General features: G+C 38.3%; 16 protein-coding genes and 1 pseudogene. 12 read left to right on the top strand and 5 right to left on the bottom strand.

Translation table 11 applies throughout. The features are described 5' to 3' along the window. The first annotated feature begins 7 nt into the window (after positions 1 to 7). Positions 8 to 1,315 (top strand): carbohydrate ABC transporter permease, encoded by a 1,308-nt coding sequence (locus NV377_RS19080; RefSeq protein WP_258202399.1) that lies wholly within the window; start codon positions 8 to 10, stop codon positions 1,313 to 1,315. After that, a complete protein-coding gene (locus NV377_RS19075) occupies positions 1,312 to 2,148 on the top strand; it encodes a sugar ABC transporter permease (RefSeq protein WP_258202398.1) in 837 nt (278 codons plus the stop codon). Before NV377_RS19080 ends, NV377_RS19075 begins: the two co-directional genes overlap by 4 nt. 150 nt (positions 2,149 to 2,298) lie before the next feature. On the opposite strand, the gene NV377_RS19070 is transcribed toward NV377_RS19075, so the two are convergent. Beyond that, positions 2,299 to 3,006: a metallophosphoesterase gene (locus NV377_RS19070; RefSeq protein ID WP_258202397.1), complete on the bottom strand. Its 708-nt coding sequence runs from the start codon at positions 3,004 to 3,006 to the stop codon at positions 2,299 to 2,301. 362 nt (positions 3,007 to 3,368) lie between these two features. Here NV377_RS19070 and NV377_RS19065 point away from each other — a divergent pair, with 362 nt between their 5' ends. Continuing rightward, the gene (locus NV377_RS19065) at positions 3,369 to 5,486 is read left to right on the top strand and encodes a DNA topoisomerase III (RefSeq protein WP_258202396.1); all 2,118 of its coding nucleotides are present in this window, start codon (positions 3,369 to 3,371) and stop codon (positions 5,484 to 5,486) included. 199 nt (positions 5,487 to 5,685) lie between these two features. After that, complete coding sequence (locus NV377_RS19060) at positions 5,686 to 6,357, top strand: YheC/YheD family protein (protein WP_258202395.1); 672 nt, start codon at positions 5,686 to 5,688, stop codon at positions 6,355 to 6,357. A 148-nt stretch (positions 6,358 to 6,505) separates the two neighbouring features. Here NV377_RS19060 and cas5 read toward each other — a convergent pair. Continuing rightward, positions 6,506 to 6,577: pseudogene (gene cas5 / locus NV377_RS25960) on the bottom strand (CRISPR-associated protein Cas5); the annotation flags it as partial. A gap of 30 nt (positions 6,578 to 6,607) precedes the next feature. Here cas5 and sda point away from each other — a divergent pair. Beyond that, positions 6,608 to 6,751: a sporulation histidine kinase inhibitor Sda gene (gene sda / locus NV377_RS19055; RefSeq protein WP_258202394.1), complete on the top strand. Its 144-nt coding sequence runs from the start codon at positions 6,608 to 6,610 to the stop codon at positions 6,749 to 6,751. 135 nt (positions 6,752 to 6,886) lie between these two features. Here sda and NV377_RS19050 read toward each other — a convergent pair whose 3' ends face one another. Next, a complete protein-coding gene (locus NV377_RS19050; protein ID WP_258202393.1) occupies positions 6,887 to 7,888 on the bottom strand; it encodes an NAD(P)/FAD-dependent oxidoreductase in 1,002 nt (333 codons plus the stop codon). A gap of 443 nt (positions 7,889 to 8,331) precedes the next feature. Here NV377_RS19050 and NV377_RS19045 point away from each other — a divergent pair, with 443 nt between their 5' ends. Together NV377_RS19045 and NV377_RS19040 are read left to right on the top strand one after the other, a co-directional pair. Next, the gene (locus tag NV377_RS19045) at positions 8,332 to 9,525 is read left to right on the top strand and encodes an NAD(P)/FAD-dependent oxidoreductase (protein WP_258202392.1); all 1,194 of its coding nucleotides are present in this window, start codon (positions 8,332 to 8,334) and stop codon (positions 9,523 to 9,525) included. Next, positions 9,525 to 9,812, top strand: coding sequence for a hypothetical protein (locus tag NV377_RS19040; protein WP_258202391.1), 288 nt, complete (start codon positions 9,525 to 9,527; stop codon positions 9,810 to 9,812). The genes NV377_RS19045 and NV377_RS19040 overlap by 1 nt, the downstream gene beginning before the upstream one ends. Before the next feature lie 34 nt (positions 9,813 to 9,846). Here NV377_RS19040 and NV377_RS19035 read toward each other — a convergent pair whose 3' ends face one another. Continuing rightward, positions 9,847 to 10,215, bottom strand: a complete 369-nt coding sequence (locus tag NV377_RS19035; protein WP_258202390.1) for a hypothetical protein — start codon at positions 10,213 to 10,215, stop codon at positions 9,847 to 9,849. Positions 10,216 to 10,559: 344 nt separating this feature from the next. Next, the gene (gene hemQ / locus NV377_RS19030) at positions 10,560 to 11,306 is read right to left on the bottom strand and encodes a hydrogen peroxide-dependent heme synthase (protein ID WP_258202389.1); all 747 of its coding nucleotides are present in this window, start codon (positions 11,304 to 11,306) and stop codon (positions 10,560 to 10,562) included. Positions 11,307 to 11,492: 186 nt separating this feature from the next. Between hemQ and NV377_RS19025 the strand changes: the two genes are divergently transcribed. The 5 genes from NV377_RS19025 to cysT all read left to right on the top strand — a co-directional run bounded on the left by NV377_RS19025 (position 11,493) and on the right by cysT (position 16,901). Next, complete coding sequence (locus tag NV377_RS19025) at positions 11,493 to 11,783, top strand: YuiB family protein (RefSeq protein WP_258202388.1); 291 nt, start codon at positions 11,493 to 11,495, stop codon at positions 11,781 to 11,783. A 201-nt stretch (positions 11,784 to 11,984) separates the two neighbouring features. Then, complete coding sequence (locus tag NV377_RS19020) at positions 11,985 to 13,553, top strand: DnaD domain protein (protein ID WP_258202387.1); 1,569 nt, start codon at positions 11,985 to 11,987, stop codon at positions 13,551 to 13,553. A gap of 24 nt (positions 13,554 to 13,577) precedes the next feature. Continuing rightward, entirely contained in the window at positions 13,578 to 14,534 is a 957-nt protein-coding gene (gene zapE / locus NV377_RS19015; protein WP_258202386.1) for an AFG1/ZapE family ATPase, read from the top strand. Between the two features lie 352 nt (positions 14,535 to 14,886). Then, positions 14,887 to 16,002 carry a sulfate ABC transporter substrate-binding protein gene (locus NV377_RS19010; protein WP_258202385.1) on the top strand — a complete coding sequence of 372 codons (1,116 nt, stop codon included), beginning with the start codon at positions 14,887 to 14,889 and terminating at the stop codon, positions 16,000 to 16,002. A 41-nt stretch (positions 16,003 to 16,043) separates the two neighbouring features. Next, positions 16,044 to 16,901, top strand: a complete 858-nt coding sequence (gene cysT, locus NV377_RS19005) for a sulfate ABC transporter permease subunit CysT (RefSeq protein ID WP_258202384.1) — start codon at positions 16,044 to 16,046, stop codon at positions 16,899 to 16,901. The last annotated feature ends 18 nt before the right edge of the window (positions 16,902 to 16,919 follow it).

Genomic DNA, 16,919 nt, shown 5'->3' with positions numbered 1-16,919 from the left:
TGGTTTCATGCAGAAAAAAACGGGAGCTAGTATACTGTCTATTCTATTTATGGGCGTCGGACAGATTTATAATCGACAGTTCATAAAGGGATTGTTGTTAATCAGCCTGCACACCGCTGCTCTTTATGGCATCCTATTTCACTTAATGGATTACTTGAAAGGATTAATTACACTCGGCACTGAGCCCAGCCGTATGGCTAAGGTAGGGAAGCTTACTCAATTAGTAGCAGGAGATCACTCCATTTTCATGATGATTGACGGACTTATGGCATTATGTGGATTACTTGTATTTCTTACGATCTATGTTTTGAATGTTCGAGATGCTTACTTGGTCGGCTTGCTACGCGACCAGGGGCACACGCCAAATCATTTTGTACAGTCATTGCAGGAAGTGAATCGAAAGCATTTTGCTTACGTTATATTGTTTGTTCCTGCGATTTCGGTTTTGTTTTTAAGTATTCTTCCTATTATATTCTCTATTCTACTTGCTTTTACGAATTATGCAGATCCGATATTGCCTCCTGCAAATTTGGTTGATTGGGTTGGGTTTGACAATTTTGTTAAAATGCTCAACTTGGACGTATGGAGCAAAACATTTGGAGGAGTGCTTAGTTGGACATTAATATGGGCGATTATAGCAACTTTGACGACCTATGTAGGTGGGGTGTTTACGGCGGTCCTTATTCAACAACCTACCATCCGCTTCAAAAAATTGTGGCGTACACTATTGATTGTTCCTTTTGCTATTCCAAGTATGATTTCATTACTCGTTATGCGTAATATGTTCAACAATCAGTTTGGACCTATTAATGGTTATTTGCAGAATATAGGACTCGAGGGTTTACCTTGGTTAACTGATCCATTTTGGGCTAAAGTTACCGTAATTATCTGTAATATGTGGCTTGGTATTCCGGTAACAATGATATTGGCTATTGGTATTTTGACTACAATTCCTCGTGACCTGTATGAAGCGGCAGAGGTTGATGGAGCAGGGTCCTTACAAAAATTCCGCTTAATTACATTACCAATGGTATTATTTGCTACTGCACCTGTACTCATTATGCAATTTGCAGGTAATATTAACAGCTTTAATGTTATCTATTTACTAACGAATGGTGATCCAGTCAATGTTAATTATCAGTATGCAGGGCATACCGATTTGCTCGTTACATGGTTATTCAAGCTAGCACTTAATCAATCTCAATATAGCTTCGCATCAGTTATCGGTATCGTCATCTTCGTACTGGTTGCTTCTGTTTCAATTTGGAGCTATAGAAGAACCAAATCCTATAAAGAGGAGGATATGTTATCATGAAATCAATAGCTTCGATCAGGGCGAAAGCAGGATTAAGTTATACATTGCTTATACTGATGAGCGTAATTAGTTTGTTTCCGGCTTTTTGGATTGTGATGTCTTCGTTGAAGACTGGAAACAGCTTGTTCAGTGATACATTGATTCCTCGCGAAATGACCTTAGAGCACTACAGAAACTTATTCAGTAACACAAGTTATCCTCTTTGGTTTATGAATACTTTAAAAGTAGCGATATTCTCTACCTTGCTTGGAACGTTGTTGCTACTTATCTCAGCATATACGATCTCAAGATATCGCTTTAAGGGCAGAAAAACGGCCCTTACAACTATGCTGGTACTGCAAATGTTTCCTGGTTTTATGGCAATGATCGCGATATACGTGCTACTTAATACGATGGGATTGCTTAATTCGCATGGGGCACTTGTACTTGTATACAGCAGTGGTGCTATTATTACCAATATGTTTGTCGCTAAAGGATTCTTTGATACAATACCGAAAAGTATTGAGGATGCTGCACGAATAGATGGGGCCAGCCATATAAAAATGTTTGTTTCTATTATGATTCCTTTGTCTAAGCCAATGTTAACCTATGCAAGTCTAATGATTTTTAATGGTTGCTTTGTCGATTTTATATTTGCGGATCTCATTCTGCGTACAGAGGAACAAAGAACACTTGCCGTAGGTTTGTTCCGTATGGTGAATCAGCGTAATTCGACGGAATTCACTTTATTTGCAGCAGGTGCAGTGTTAGTTGCTTTACCAGTCACACTACTGTTTATATTTTTGCAACGCTTTTTAGTAGAAGGATTGACCTCAGGTGCAAGCAAGGGCTAAAGAATGCGTGACAAAAAATGAGGGTATCACCCTGTTAAGCACAACGATGCGCTTAACAGGGTGATACCCTATTAGTATTCCTATTTGAGGAGGAACTGTAATGAAAGAGACCAATCAGATATGACAAAGCAGATTCCTGTATTGGTATGATTAGCGATTACGGACACTCGGTACATGATAAACGTGAACATCACTCGCACGATAATCCTCATTCGTCGAACAGCTATAACAAAGTCCATTAGTCAGATCAACTAATGAAAGTTTATAGCCATGCTTCGCTCCGGTATCAATGCCGATTCTACATTCATCAACGAACAATGAGCCAGGGTTAACCCCTAATTTGAATGTGGGTGTATGACCAAATACGATTCGTTGTCCAGCAGTACCACCAGCATCAGAATCAAGCTTGGTGCGGAGTGTCGAAAGTGGATGTCGAGTAAACGACTCTCTAATCTCGGTTAACTCACGTAACGGATGCAATTGGAGCTGTAAACCAGGTCGAACCCCAGCATGAACGAACAAATAGCCATTCTCCATATGATAACTAGGCAGTTGCCTTATGAAGCGCAAATAGCGCAAGCGATGTGCCGTACTACCACGTCTTAATGTAGCTAGTTTCAGTTCATGATTACCTGGTAAAGCAATTGCACCTTTGTCTACTAGTTGGTGAACAAGATCGATCAATCGCCATGTAATTGGCTCGCCCGCTTCAATATAATCACCTAATATTACAAGCTGATCCTTATTCGGATCGTAATGTGCAGCTTCTAGTAAGGATAGAAATCCTTGTCTTTGTCCATGAATGTCTGATATGGCCAGCAACCGTCGTGATGATCGCCTTGCTGATCCATGTTGCACTGCATTCACTACTTTCTTTAGTTAGTTAAAATCCTATTAGTAATATATACGTCTACTACCTAGTTTGACTCCGATATATACCTAGAAGGTAGTTAATCTGCCCCACAAAAATTAGGTGCTTGTCTAGATGATGTTCAAAATTCTGGCTTGTGATTACGCGGTAATGCGTTGTAGCTTAGTCAGTGGCGAAGATTCGCTCCATCGAAAGCCAAGCTAAAGCTTTCGAAGTATGTTTCTTGCAGAAACATTGTAGGTGCCCGCGTATCAATAACGTACGCTGTGCTACTCACTCTATAGATTGATTGAATTTCCGATGTATGTTATGTTGTGACCATATGTTAATAGATTGGAGCAATAGGGAAATGAAATCACTAGTATTAGCAGAAAAACCAAGTGTAGCAAAGGAAATTGCTCGTGTTCTTGGATGCACAACGAAACATAAGAACTATATGGAAGGACCTAATTATGTCGTAACTTGGGCATTGGGTCATCTGGTTGAGTTAGCTGAACCAGAAGCATATGATAAAAAATATAAAACATGGGCATTAGAGGATCTACCTCTCTTACCTGCTAAGATGAATATTCGTGTAATGAAAGAAACCTCGCATCAATTCAAAGCAATTCAAGCGTTAAGTAAACGTAATGATCTATCACAATTAGTTGTCGCTACTGACGCTGGACGTGAAGGGGAATTAGTTGCCCGCTGGATTATGGAACTTATTCATTGGAAAAAGCCTTTCTCACGTCTATGGATTTCTTCACAAACGGATCAAGCAATTAAAGAAGGTTTCCGCAATTTGAAGCCGGGTTCACAATATAATGATCTATATAAATCCGCTGTTTGCCGAGCAGAGGCAGATTGGATTATCGGACTGAATATGACTCGTGCACTGACATGCAAATACAATGCGCAACTAGCAGCAGGACGAGTTCAGACGCCTACACTGTCAATTCTGATGGAGCGAGAGCAAGAAATAACAGGTTTCCAAGCGAAACCGTATTGGTTATTACAAACGGGGGCGACAGGCTTTACTGCGACTTGGAGAGCCAACCATGGGCATGATGGGAAGTTATGGGATAAAGATGAAGCGGATCAACAATTGCGTGCAGTGAAGGACGCGAAAACTGCTCAAGTAAGTCATGTGAAAGTTACGGAAAAGCAAGAACTACACCCACTTGCCTATGATCTTACAGAACTACAACGAGATGCGAACAAAAAACTAGGCTTCTCAGCCAAGCAAACTTCTAACGTCTTACAAAAGTTATACGAGCAGCATAAGCTGGTAACGTATCCACGTACCGATTCCAGACATTTGACTAGCGACATGGCATCAACTTTGAAAGATCGTTTGGAGAGAGTTGCAATTGGTCCATATCGAGAAGTAGCTTCAGCTTTATTACGTAAGCCATTACAAATAACAAAACGAATTGTAGATGATAGTAAAGTTAGCGATCATCATGCCATCATCCCAACCGATCAATTTGTTCAATTGCAAAATCTAAGTACAGATGAACGTAAGCTTTATGATCTCATTGTCCGTAGATTTATTGCACTATTCTGTGCACCTTATCGTTATGATGAGACGAGTGTTGAGCTTACCATTGGAAAACATACTTTCTATGCCAAAGGCCGAGTTGAGAAGGATAAAGGTTGGCGTGCAGTATACACGGTAACGAAAGATGGGGATGAGCAGGAAGAAGAGATTTCCTTATTGCCTGCACTACAAAAGGGGCAACAAGTGCAACTGAAATCATCTAGTCTGAAAGATTGTATGACTACTCCGCCGGCACGCTATACGGAGGCATCGCTACTTTCCATTATGGAAAAACATGGTCTAGGTACTCCAGCTACAAGAGCAGATATTATTGAAAAGCTACTTTCAACAGAGACCATTGAACGTAGAGGACATAGTTTATTCCCTACTCAGAAGGGTAAACAATTGATTGAGCTTGTCGTTGATGAACTGAAAAGTCCACAGTTAACTTCTCAGTGGGAACAACAGTTAGAAGCTATTTCGCGTGGTAAAGGTGATGCGAAACAATTTATGAAGCAGATTAGAGTGCAAGCCGAGCAATGGGTCAATAAGGTGAAGACCGAGAGCAAGCAGTACAAGCCTCATAATATGACAGGTTCCAAATGTCCTGATTGCAGTGAACCATTACTTGAAGTGAAGGGTAAGCAAGGAAAGCGTTATGTTTGTTCTAATCGTGAATGTTCTTACAAGCGTCATGCTGAACCGATGAAAATTAATAAGCGTTGTCCGCAATGCCGTAAAAAAATGGAGCTACATGACGGTAAGGCTGGGAAATATGCACAATGTCGTCCTTGTAATGTCATTGAAAAGCTAGATGATAAAGCTAGTGGGAAAATGAATAAACAGGAAACACAGCGCTTAATGAAGCAATATAATCAAGAGCAGCCATCGATAGGAAATAGTCTAGCTGATAAGCTAAAGGCAGCACTTGAACAGCAACAATAAATGAAGAGACGTATGTATATAAGGTATATCATTCCTTTAGAGCGGAATGTACAACCTATACATACGTTTTTTTTGTGAAATTCTATAATTCTATCTATAAAGCGGTACATCTGCACAAGAATAATAGAAAGATTGACATACAATAGCTTAGTAATAGATAAACAATAGTCTAATAGACTCGAAAGGAGATGGATGTACCATGACATGGCATCCAGGTCGCAAAGTATCGAGCAAAGTATTAAAGCAAAATGCATTAGAGGCTCACCCACAAATTGCACCTCATATTCCACATACTAAAACTTATAATGATTCAAATTTAATAGAAATGTTAAATAGATATAATATGGTTTTTGTGAAACCGATCAAAGGTAGTTTAGGTAATGGTGTTATTCAAGTAAGTAAAATAGATGGTGGATATTCTTATAAAGTAAACAGTAAAAAGTATAAAGTTACTAGTTACGAAGCATTATTGAGAGGTTTAGCGAGTAGTAAAATGAAACGCGCTTATATTATTCAGCAAGGGATTGACTTACTACGAATTGACGGATCACCAGTAGATTATCGGGTAAAATATGTGTTAGATAAGGGAATGTGGAGGTATCGAATAATACTGGGTAGGGTAGCACGTCCTGGACTTTCTATTACTAATATTAGTAAAGGGGGACGTGTACTTCATTGCAATACGGCTATAAGACGAACATTAGGAGCGGGAGCAGTATCCCATACAATAGAGGAGATGAAGCAACTTACTCGGTTGTGTACGTATGTACTAGAACAACGATTTCCCGGTATAACGCATCTTGGCTATGATTATGGCATTGATAAAAACGGTAAAATATGGATCTTCGAAGTGAATACGAGTCCTAATTAGTAGATTAATAGACTGATATAAAAAACTAATGAAAAATTAATATCTATTAAAGTTTTTTATGGAATTACTAGTTTAGTAGGTTGTGGATAACTGTATCCACATTATCCCATGCGAGAATAGGGGTAATTTGACTGATATGCACAAATAATCAACAACCTATCCACAATATATTGTTAATAATAGCGACTATTGTCGGATATGGAATGAAATGGTAGGATGAATTTGATCCAAATTATGGGAGGTGGTTTTAGTGAAATTGCTTTCAAATGAATTATTGATTGATACGTATCTTCAAGCGTTACACTATCAATGTGACCGTGAGTTTATTCAAATGCTTGTACTTGAACTGGAACTACGAGGAATTATACTTCCAGAAAAACAATATACAGCGTAGCAATAAATATACCTTTTCTTCGTTCTAATTATACTTTTTACTACATCTTGTTGGTATGTAAGCCAAATAGATAACTATAGATTACCTATTTATGAGATCGCAGTTTCTACGAAAGTGGAAACTGCGATCTTTTGTTTATAATTTCATATTACTACTATGACCTGGAGAAAGCTTAGCAGTAGGATCAACATATACTTTTGCATTGTTAATCGCAGTTGGAGCTTCACCAAAGCCAACAGCAATAAGTTTTAACTTACCTGGATAAGTTGTAATATCTCCTGCTGCGAAAATACCTGGAATATTAGTTTCCATACGAGTATCGACAATAATTGATCCTTTTTCGATTTCGATACCCCACTCAGCAATCGGTCCTAGTGCAGAAATGAAACCAAAGTTAACAATGACTGCATCAACTGGAATTTCAGTCGTTTCGTTAGTTTTCACATCTGTTAGCGTTACGCTTGTAATGCTGTCGTCACCTGTAAGAGCAGTAATTTCAGTAGGAGTAATTATTTTAACAGATGAGTTCATTAATTGTTCTACACTATGTTCATGTGCTCTGAATTTATCACGACGGTGAACAAGCGTTACACTTTTTGCGATTGGCTCAAGCATTAGAGACCAGTCAACTGCGGAATCACCGCCACCGCTGATAAGTACGTTTTGATCTTTGAAGCGTTGAAGATCTCCAACGAAATAATGCAAGTTCGTTTTTTCGAACTTCATCGCATTATCAAGCTCAAGGCGGCGAGGAGAGAATGCACCTACACCAGCTGTAATAATTACTGATTTAGCTAAATGTGTTCCACAATCAGTAGTTACCTCGAAAAGACGCTCATCAAGCTTCTTCACATTCGTAACTTTTTCTTCTAAACAAATTTCTTGCTCAAATAGTGAAAGTTGTTCTTTAAGACGATCAACGATTTCTTGAGCAGTTACTTTAGGAAACCCTGCAATATCATAGATGTATTTCTCAGGATATAGTGCAGCCAATTGACCACCTAACTGAGGCATACTTTCAATTATTTTCACAGATGCGTGACGCATACCACCGTAAAAAGCGGCAAACATACCAGCAGGACCACCGCCGATTATCAATATATCTACTGCATCTGTTTGACTTGTTGTATTAGTCATGATTTACCTCCAAATATCTATTTTTCATATTCTTTCTTATTATAAGCAAATTTCGCGAATAAAGGAATGAGGTTATGCAAAAATCAACTTTATGAAATTGTGCACTATGCCGAACTTTTTCGTATAATGTTCTCTTGAAAATTGTTATGAAACTCTGTAATATGTCTGATGTATATAACAATTAGAAGCATAATAGCTCTTATATCATGCGTTGTAAATAAAAAATAAATGCGCAAAGAGTTAGCTTTTACCTATATATGATTTTTTCATAACACAACACAAGACTGTGTTATTTTTTACATATGTGGAAGACTAAGCTTATGTTAATCATAAGATAGAACTATTAGTTAATTGATGTCGACACCATATAAAGAGAATATGTCGAACATGCACATATAATGGAGCATACTAAATACAGATAATGGAATGGATGGGATTCTACGATGAGTAACATACCGAAAATTGTAATCCTCGGTGCAGGATATGGTGGTATCCTTACTGCGTTACGTCTACAAAAAGAGCTTAATTATAATGAAGCTGATGTTACACTTGTCAATAAACATGACTATCACTATTTCACGACGCATCTGCACATGCCTGCAGCAGGAACGGATAAACCTGAAAATGCGCGAGTGAATATTTCTCGATTAATAGATGAATTCAAAATTGATTTCGTAAAATCTACAGTTGTGCAAATTCGACCTCAAGATAAAAAAGTTATTTTGGAGGATGGCACACTTTCATATGACTACTTAGTTATCGGTCTTGGTGGAGAACCAGAAACATTTGGTATTCCTGGTCTAGCTGAGAATGCGATGAATATTCGTAGTATCAATTCTGTTCGCCTCATTCGTGAGCATATTGAATATCAATTTGCTCGTTACAAACGTGAACCACATCGCCTTGATTACTTGACTTTTGTCGTTGGTGGTGCTGGATTTACTGGAATCGAATTTGTAGGTGAACTATCTGATCGTATACCTGAACTATGTAAATTTTATGATGTAGACCCTACACTTGTGAAAATATACAATATAGAAGCAGCTCCAACTGCATTACCTGGATTTGATCCTGAATTAGTTGAGTATGGCATGGAAGTGCTTCGTAAAAAGGGTGTTACATTCCGAATTGGTACAGCTATTAAAGAGTGCACATCAGAAGGTGTAGTCGTTGGCGAAGGCGAAGAAATCAAGTCTGCAACGGTTATATGGACTGGTGGTATTCGTGGTAATCGTCTAATTGAAGAGGCTGGCTTCGATACGATGCGTGGTCGCGTGAAGGTGGATGAATATTTACGTAGCCCTGGTACAGAAAATATTTACGTACTTGGAGACAATTCATTAATGTTCAATGAGGAAGGTCGTCCTTATCCACCAACAGCACAAATTGCTATGCAACAAGGTGTTGTCTGTGCACATAATCTTGTAGCTTCGATTCGTAATCAGAACATGAAAACTTTCGAATTCAGCAATAAAGGTACGGTTGCTTCACTTGGAAAAGGAGAAGCGATTGGCCTAGCATTCGGTAAAAAGTACAGAGGACGTAAAGCTGCTTGGTTGAAAAAAATGATAGATATTCGTTACTTATTTATTATCGGTGGCGTGCCACTTGTGCTGAAAAAAGGAAAGTTCCTATAATGAGACATTGTAGTGTGCAAGTTAGAGGGTTATTAACTCGCGATGAGTTAGATCGTTATAACGCATTAATGGAGGTAGGATCGTATCTTGAATCGCAAATGCGCCATGATCTATCCTATACGGTGCAAAAAGAAGTTGATTTGCTTATTCAGCCTGCCATTGAGCGATTGAAAGATAAAGGCCGTGCTCGTGACGCGGCAACTGCGCAATATCTTGAAGAGAAGCGAATTGCAGCTCTGCAAGCTGAACTTGCTGCTTTAGAAGAGGAAGATGAAAAAGATGAGTAGTCATTAGACTACTCATCTTTTCTTTTATATGGGCTTAATGCCTGAGGTCATAACCTACAATTTCTGATGCATCCATATCTACGTAAATACCAATCGGTCCTAACAGTTCATCTTTTACAGTGGCATAAGTGACTTTGTATACATTTGATGGATTGTTACTTCTTATATGATGAGGTATCTTTGAGTTTTCCACTTTCCCAATAGTAGCATGTGTCCATGGCAGAATTGATTTGACTTCTTCTTCTGAAAGATTTTCCCAAGCAATTTTCTGTGCCAAACTTCTTTCTCTTGATGAATTCTCGGTTAAGTACTCTTGTGTACTATGATTAAGGTTTGATTGCTTCGAACATCCGACGAGTAATATGAGTAGCACTAAGCTAATAATAATGATTGATCGCTTCATTATGCCCTCCCAATTATCTTTTATAGGTAGTAATTACCAATTAAACGATAGGGAAATACAAAATGTTGCACCATATAAAAAGCCAACCTTACAGCAAATAGCTGTCAGGTTGGCTTGTGTAATATTTATATGGGTATAGCATTTTGAACTACCTATAAAAATGAAGGTTCAAAAAGCGGGCTTTCAAAACCAAGAAGATGGAGCGCTACTTGAGAAAGGCGGAAGCGCAAGTGTACGTTATTGGTACACGCGAACCGTACTTTCCAAGTTCACTCCATATTCGATGCCGAGTATTCTACGTAAGCATACCCATCGTTATCAAAGTCCGCATTTTGAACTACCTCTTAGATGGAGAGTAAAGTTTGCCACTTGTCTGAGTCTAACTGATTTCCAATATAGAAGTCACCGAACTCACCATAACGCGCACTTACTTCATCAAAACGCATCTCATATACAAGTTTCTTGAATTGTAGTGGATCATCAGCAAATAATGTTACGCCCCACTCCCAATTATCAAAACCTACAGAACCAGTAATAATCTGTTTAACTTTACCAGCGTAAGTACGACCAATCATACCATGACTACGCATAAGAGTTTTACGCTCGTCCATACTAAGCATATACCAATTGTCTGCACCATTGCGAAGTTTGTTCATCGGATAGAAGCAAATATGCTTCGCATTAGGTAGCGCAGGTTTCAAGCGAGCTACAAGTTCAGGGTTCTCCATAGGATCACCTGTTGAATGTCCCATATAGTTACTTAGCTCAACGACACTCACATAAGAATAGACACTATATGTAAATGAAGCGAAGCTTGTTTTATTAAATGCTGTTTCAATTGCATTTAATTCTTCAAGTGTTTCACGCAAATGCATAAACACAAGATCAGCTTTCTGACCTACAACAGAATATACAACAGTGCTGCCAGTACGAGCTTCACTTACAGATGACCATTGCGCTAGAAAATCGTTCAATTCTGTAACCGCTTTACTACGTTCACCTTCATCGGCCAATCTCCATGCTGTCCAATCAATGGTACGGAAATCATGCAATGCATACCAACCTTCAAGTGTTTGTGCTACTTCACTCATCGTATATAGTACTCCTTTTCGATTGTAGTTATGTTCTAGTATTATTGTAGCCTAATCAATGGTAAAGGAGCAAATGGCATACTTGTGACAAATACACCGTCGTAATTGACTTTCATGCAATCATTCTTTACACTTATGACAGCAATATTACATAATATACATATTTCATAAGGGAGGACATTCACTGTGCTTCAAATTATAATAGCGACTATGCTTTTTCTAGTAATGGCATTTGGTATTGGTTTTGTAATTAATATGCTTGTGAAAACGACATGGTTTCCAACTTATTTTATTATTGCAATCATTATCGTATTAGCTGTATGGGCGCCTTGGGGTGGCAATGATGAAAAACTAATCGATGTCATCAGCAATTATACGGTTATCGACTTCATTCCTGTTATTGGAGCTATTGCAGGCGCATTATTAAGTGGAACAACGATGAAAGCCCTTCGCAAAAGCGGATTTAAAATGTTCTAATCAAAATCCCTCATTTCGAGGGATTTTTGTTTTTAATAGAAGCTGGATAGAAGATAGACCTTAAAAATAGTGAATATAAAGCTCAAGTAAGTAGTTTTCTAATTGGAGAAATATATATAGATAACCCAGTTTTTCGAACATACGAAAGAAGTAGTTTTATGATAGAATAGAAAGAAGATTGTCAGGGATGGAGTCGATTTAATGCGGATCCAGCATTTGTTTGAATTTACAGAGCATCACCAATATTATTGTTATCGTGATTTCTCATTAAGTACCGTAGATTATCGGATGCTTTCATTAATTTATAAACCATTAGTAGGTGCGTTTGCTATTTCGCTATATGAGCAATTATGCATGATCGTGCCAGAAGGAAAGACAGGATACTCTCCAGTAGAGCCTCATCGTAGATTGCTTTTAGGCTTAGGACTTGCACTCAATGATAAGAGTAGAACGTATTTGCTTGAACAGCTTTCAAAGCTTGAAGCTATTGGTCTACTGCAGAGCTCAAGATTTATGAAAGAGGAGCAAGAGGATTATATTTATGAGTATGAGCTTACTTGCCCATTACCTCCTAATGAATTTTTCGAAAATATTCATCTAACGATGTTGTTACGTGATAAATTAGGCAAATATGCCGTTATTGATATTCGTGAGCAAATGTATGCTCCACTTCCAGAAGAAGTAACTGTTGGGCAAGAAACAAAGATTAATATATCAGTTCCTTTCTATGAGATATTTAAACTCAATGCTCACATTGTGGATGATGAGCTCGATCAAGCATTGCTAGAGGTTGCACCTGCAAGAGCCACTGGACCAGTTATTCAAAATGCATCAGCAGGTTATTCCTACTCTGAAATATCAATTCGATTCCCACGAAATTCTAATAATCGTTATTTTGTTGAACAATTAAGAACTCATCCAGAGCAACTTGCGCAAATTAATTATGTAGCTTATAAGTATGAACTTGCTATAACTCAAGTTTCGCGTCTTTTAGATGAGGATGGAGTATTTGATATTAGTGGCGAATTGGATTTTGATCAGTTGCAACGTCTAGCTGTTCAGTTTTTCCGTCAAGATAAGAAGCATGAAGAAGAACGTGACAGAAAGCTTGCTCAAACAGCGATGTACCAAGAAGATCAAGCGCAAGAACAACAATTGAATGAACAAGATGATGAACCAGAATTCGATGTGGACGAGCAATTCTTCTTGCCAGTACCTAAGTTGCTTGCTAATTATTGTGATATTAATCAATATAATGCACTTATGCGCAATGAGCCTCATATTCAATTTTTAAAGAGATATTTCCCAGGTTCAGTTCCAGACTGGATATTGAATGTATTCGAACGTATCGATCTTCATTATAAATTAGCGCCACCAGTTATTAATGTATTGATTCATTACGGCATTGGTATGAATGATTCTGGTAGAGTGACGAAAGCATATCTAGATTCGATTGCGTCGAATATGTTGATGAAAGGAATCGATAGTTACGAGAAAGCTGTACAATACGTTCGGGACCAAGATCAACTTGAGAAAGATATTGTACGCCGTAAAGAAGATTCCTATCAATCAAGCAGTAGTAATGGACGTAGCAATCAAGCTACGGCAACTCGTCCGACGAGTTACGGAAATAATCGAGGTAGAAGTACTAATAGACAAAAACCAGTCATCCCAACGATTAGTAATGAGCAAGTTGCGAATGGTCAAATTTCTGCAGAAGAGCTTGAGGAACTTCGTCAATTAGCTCGTAAATTCGATCAGCAAACTTAATGAGATAAGAAAGAGGTGAATAAGATGGAATCTCTAGGAGATCTACTAAAAGCTTGGCCGAGCGGACAAGACATGCTTCGATTAGCTCAGCAGAAACAAGAGGAACTTATGCAAGATCCACTTGTGATCGCTTTGAGAGAAAAGTATCCGAATCTCACCGATTATGCCATTAAAGTCAATTTGAATCGAGTACATCAGTATGTTACCGAGTATCGTAATTGTAGTCATTGTCCTGGACTTGATAATTGTCCAAATGATTTTAAAGGGCACTATACACTGCTGCAAAGTGAAGAAATTAATGGTGAAACTCATCTTATTGATAGAAAAGTAGGTTGTAAGAAACTAAGAGCATCACAGCATGAGGAATTGGTTCGTAATCGTATTCGCAGTTTCTATATCGATGATAAAGCTTTGAAACGTCAGTATTCCGCTGATGAGATTTTAGGCAAAGATTTAGAAAGAGCAAAAGTTGTAGGTTCTTTGTTGAAATATATTGATCGAACAAAAGCAGAAGGACTTTCCCATAAAGGACTTTTTCTTGCTGGTGACTTTGGTGTAGGGAAAACGTATCTAATGTGTTATGCATTGCAAGAGTTAGCCAAGTCAGGCTACTCTGGTGTTATTGTCTACATGCCAGATTTCGTCGAAGATCTGAAAGTATTAATGCATGAACCTGCGAAGCTGAAAGAAACAGTAGATTTAATGAAAGAAACGGATTTACTCGTTTTTGATGATATCGGTGCAGAGAACTTAAATCCTTGGGTACGAGATCATGTTCTTGGAGCCATTCTCAATTATAGAATGGATCGTAAACCGACGTTCTACACTTCGAATTATCGATTAGATAATCTAGAGAGTCATTTCAGTTTTACGAATAAAGATGGCGAAGAACATCACAAAGGTCGTCGATTGATGAATCGAGTAGCACCTTATGTAGATGAGTTGGTTATAACAGGTAGCAATAAGCGTGGAGAAGTATAGATGTAGTTCAAAAAAAGCAAAGAGAAAATACTAGTTGAAATTATCACGTTAATTTTCATATCAACAAAAAAGGAGCAGCTCCAAAGTCATGAAATTGACGATGGAGCTGCTCCTTTTTCGATAGAATTAGGGTAAGAATTACACATTTAACGAATTGATTCTATACGGAACTTACTAGGGTCAAGTAGGCTTTATAAGGTGTTCTAATACTTTTAATAAAAATATGTTGACAGAAGATGGGAATCGTTGTTAATATTCAATTAATAACCAACTAAACTGATAGGAATAATAATTAATGACCGGAACAACCGGAATGAACATTACCTATCCCGAAATTATGGAGGGATTTGTTATGAACATTAAGTCAATTACTCATCTATCAAAAATTATCGTATTAGCATTGCTAATTAGTGTGCTTGGAGCGTGCGGAGCTAACAATTCACAGCCAGCTAATGGGGAAAGTAAACAGACAGAGAAACCTGCTAACAATACAGCAAAACCAGAAACTACTCAAACAGTTGAGAAGAAAGACCCTGTACAATTATTGAACGTATCGTATGACCCTACTCGTGAGCTATACGTTGATTTCAATGAAGCATTCGCGAAGTATTGGTTAGAAACTAATAATCAAGAAGTAACGATTGAACAATCACACGGTGGATCTGGAAAGCAAGGTCGTGCAGTTGTTGATGGTCTTGAAGCGGATGTCGTTACATTGGCACTTGGCTATGATATCGATGCAATTGTAGACGCAGGACTAATTGAAAGTGATTGGCAAACACAATTTGATCGTAATAGTTCACCTTACACATCAACGATCGTGTTTCTAGTTCGCAAAGGTAACCCGAAAAACATTTTGGATTGGAATGATCTAATCAAGGATGATGTAGAAGTTATTACACCGAATCCGAAAACTTCAGGTGGAGCTCGTTGGAATTACTTAGCGGCTTGGGGTTATGCACTTAAACAAAATAACAATAGCGAAGAAGCAGCAATTCAATATGTAACAGAGCTGTTCAAGCATGTGCCGGTATTAGATACAGGGGCTCGTGGCTCAACAACAACTTTTGTAGAACGTGAAATCGGTGATGTACTTTTGGCATGGGAAAATGAAGCATATTTATCTATTAATGAACTTGGTCCTGATAAATTCGATATCGTATATCCATCATTAAGTATTTTAGCTGAACCTCCAGTTGCAATTGTAGATAAAGTAGTAGACAAACGTGGTACACGCGAAGTTGCAGAAGCTTACTTGCAATACTTGTATACTCCAGAAGGACAAAAGATTGCAGGAGATAACTATTACCGCCCAACAGATCCAGAAGTAGCAGCACAGTTCAAAGATCAATTCCCTGAGCTAGAACTATTAGAAATTGATAAAGACTTTGGTGGCTGGAAAGAAGCGCAATCAAAACATTTTGCTGATGATGGAGTATTCGATAAAATCTATACGCCGGGTAGCTAATATGTAAAGTGAATCTGACTGATAAAGGAGTATGAGCACGTATGTCATTAGCTAACCTTAGGCGAAAACGCTCGACATCCAGATCGATTATTCCAGGCTTTAGACTAACACTTGGGATTTCAATGTTCTACTTGAGCATTATTGTATTTATCCCACTGGCTATTATTTTCCTAAAGTCGTTCGAGCTTACTTTTGAGGAGTTTTGGGCTGCTGTTACGAATGCACGCGTGCTTGCCTCTTATCGTGTTAGTTTCGTTACGGCTTTATGCGCAGCATTGATTAATACTTTTTTCGGATTAATCGTAGCTTGGGTATTGGTGCGGTATCAATTTCCAGGCAAGAAGATTATAGATGCACTTGTTGATATCCCCTTTGCATTACCAACAGCAGTTGCGGGGATTGCCTTAACTGCGATTTACGCAAAAAATGGCTGGATTGGTTCGTTTCTAGAGCCACTTGGCATTAAAGTAGCGTATGCTCCACTAGGCATAATTGTTGCGTTAACGTTTATCGGTATTCCATTTGTCGTGAGAACGGTGCAACCTGTTATTGAAGATTTGGAGAAAGATATGGAAGAGGCAGCGGTTATGCTTGGTGCATATCGCCTCCGCACCTTCTTCCAAATTATATTGCCAACATTATTCCCGGCGCTATTAACTGGCTTCACATTAGCGTTTGCTAGAGGAATAGGTGAATATGGCTCCGTCGTATTTATTAGTGGCAATATGCCTTTGAAAACAGAAATTTCACCTCTACTAATAATGACGAAGCTTGAGCAATATGACTATGCAGGCGCAACTGCCATCGCAGCTGTTATGTTAACAGTTTCATTCATATTACTATTCGCCATTAATCTATTGCAGTGGAGAATGAACCGTAGAATGACGTCAAATTCTTAAGTTAATGAATGACATATT

This window comes from Paenibacillus endoradicis (assembly GCF_024721975.1).
This window is presented reverse-complemented; position numbering and strand designations above follow the sequence as displayed.

Excerpts from the sequence above, each read along its gene's own strand:
- NV377_RS19010 (WP_258202385.1), top strand. The coding sequence starts at position 14,887 with ATGAACATTAAGTCAATTACTCATCTATCAAAAATTATCGTATTAGCA.
- NV377_RS19035 (WP_258202390.1), bottom strand. The coding sequence starts at position 10,215 with ATGAAGCGATCAATCATTATTATTAGCTTAGTGCTACTCATATTACTC.
- NV377_RS19065 (WP_258202396.1), top strand. The coding sequence starts at position 3,369 with ATGAAATCACTAGTATTAGCAGAAAAACCAAGTGTAGCAAAGGAAATT.
- NV377_RS19020 (WP_258202387.1), top strand. The coding sequence starts at position 11,985 with ATGCGGATCCAGCATTTGTTTGAATTTACAGAGCATCACCAATATTAT.
- zapE (WP_258202386.1), top strand. The coding sequence starts at position 13,578 with ATGGAATCTCTAGGAGATCTACTAAAAGCTTGGCCGAGCGGACAAGAC.
- NV377_RS19060 (WP_258202395.1), top strand. The coding sequence starts at position 5,686 with ATGACATGGCATCCAGGTCGCAAAGTATCGAGCAAAGTATTAAAGCAA.
- NV377_RS19040 (WP_258202391.1), top strand. The coding sequence starts at position 9,525 with ATGAGACATTGTAGTGTGCAAGTTAGAGGGTTATTAACTCGCGATGAG.
- NV377_RS19075 (WP_258202398.1), top strand. The coding sequence starts at position 1,312 with ATGAAATCAATAGCTTCGATCAGGGCGAAAGCAGGATTAAGTTATACA.
- NV377_RS19050 (WP_258202393.1), bottom strand. The coding sequence starts at position 7,888 with ATGACTAATACAACAAGTCAAACAGATGCAGTAGATATATTGATAATC.
- hemQ (WP_258202389.1), bottom strand. The coding sequence starts at position 11,306 with ATGAGTGAAGTAGCACAAACACTTGAAGGTTGGTATGCATTGCATGAT.
- cysT (WP_258202384.1), top strand. The coding sequence starts at position 16,044 with ATGTCATTAGCTAACCTTAGGCGAAAACGCTCGACATCCAGATCGATT.
- NV377_RS19045 (WP_258202392.1), top strand. The coding sequence starts at position 8,332 with ATGAGTAACATACCGAAAATTGTAATCCTCGGTGCAGGATATGGTGGT.
- NV377_RS19080 (WP_258202399.1), top strand. The coding sequence starts at position 8 with ATGCAGAAAAAAACGGGAGCTAGTATACTGTCTATTCTATTTATGGGC.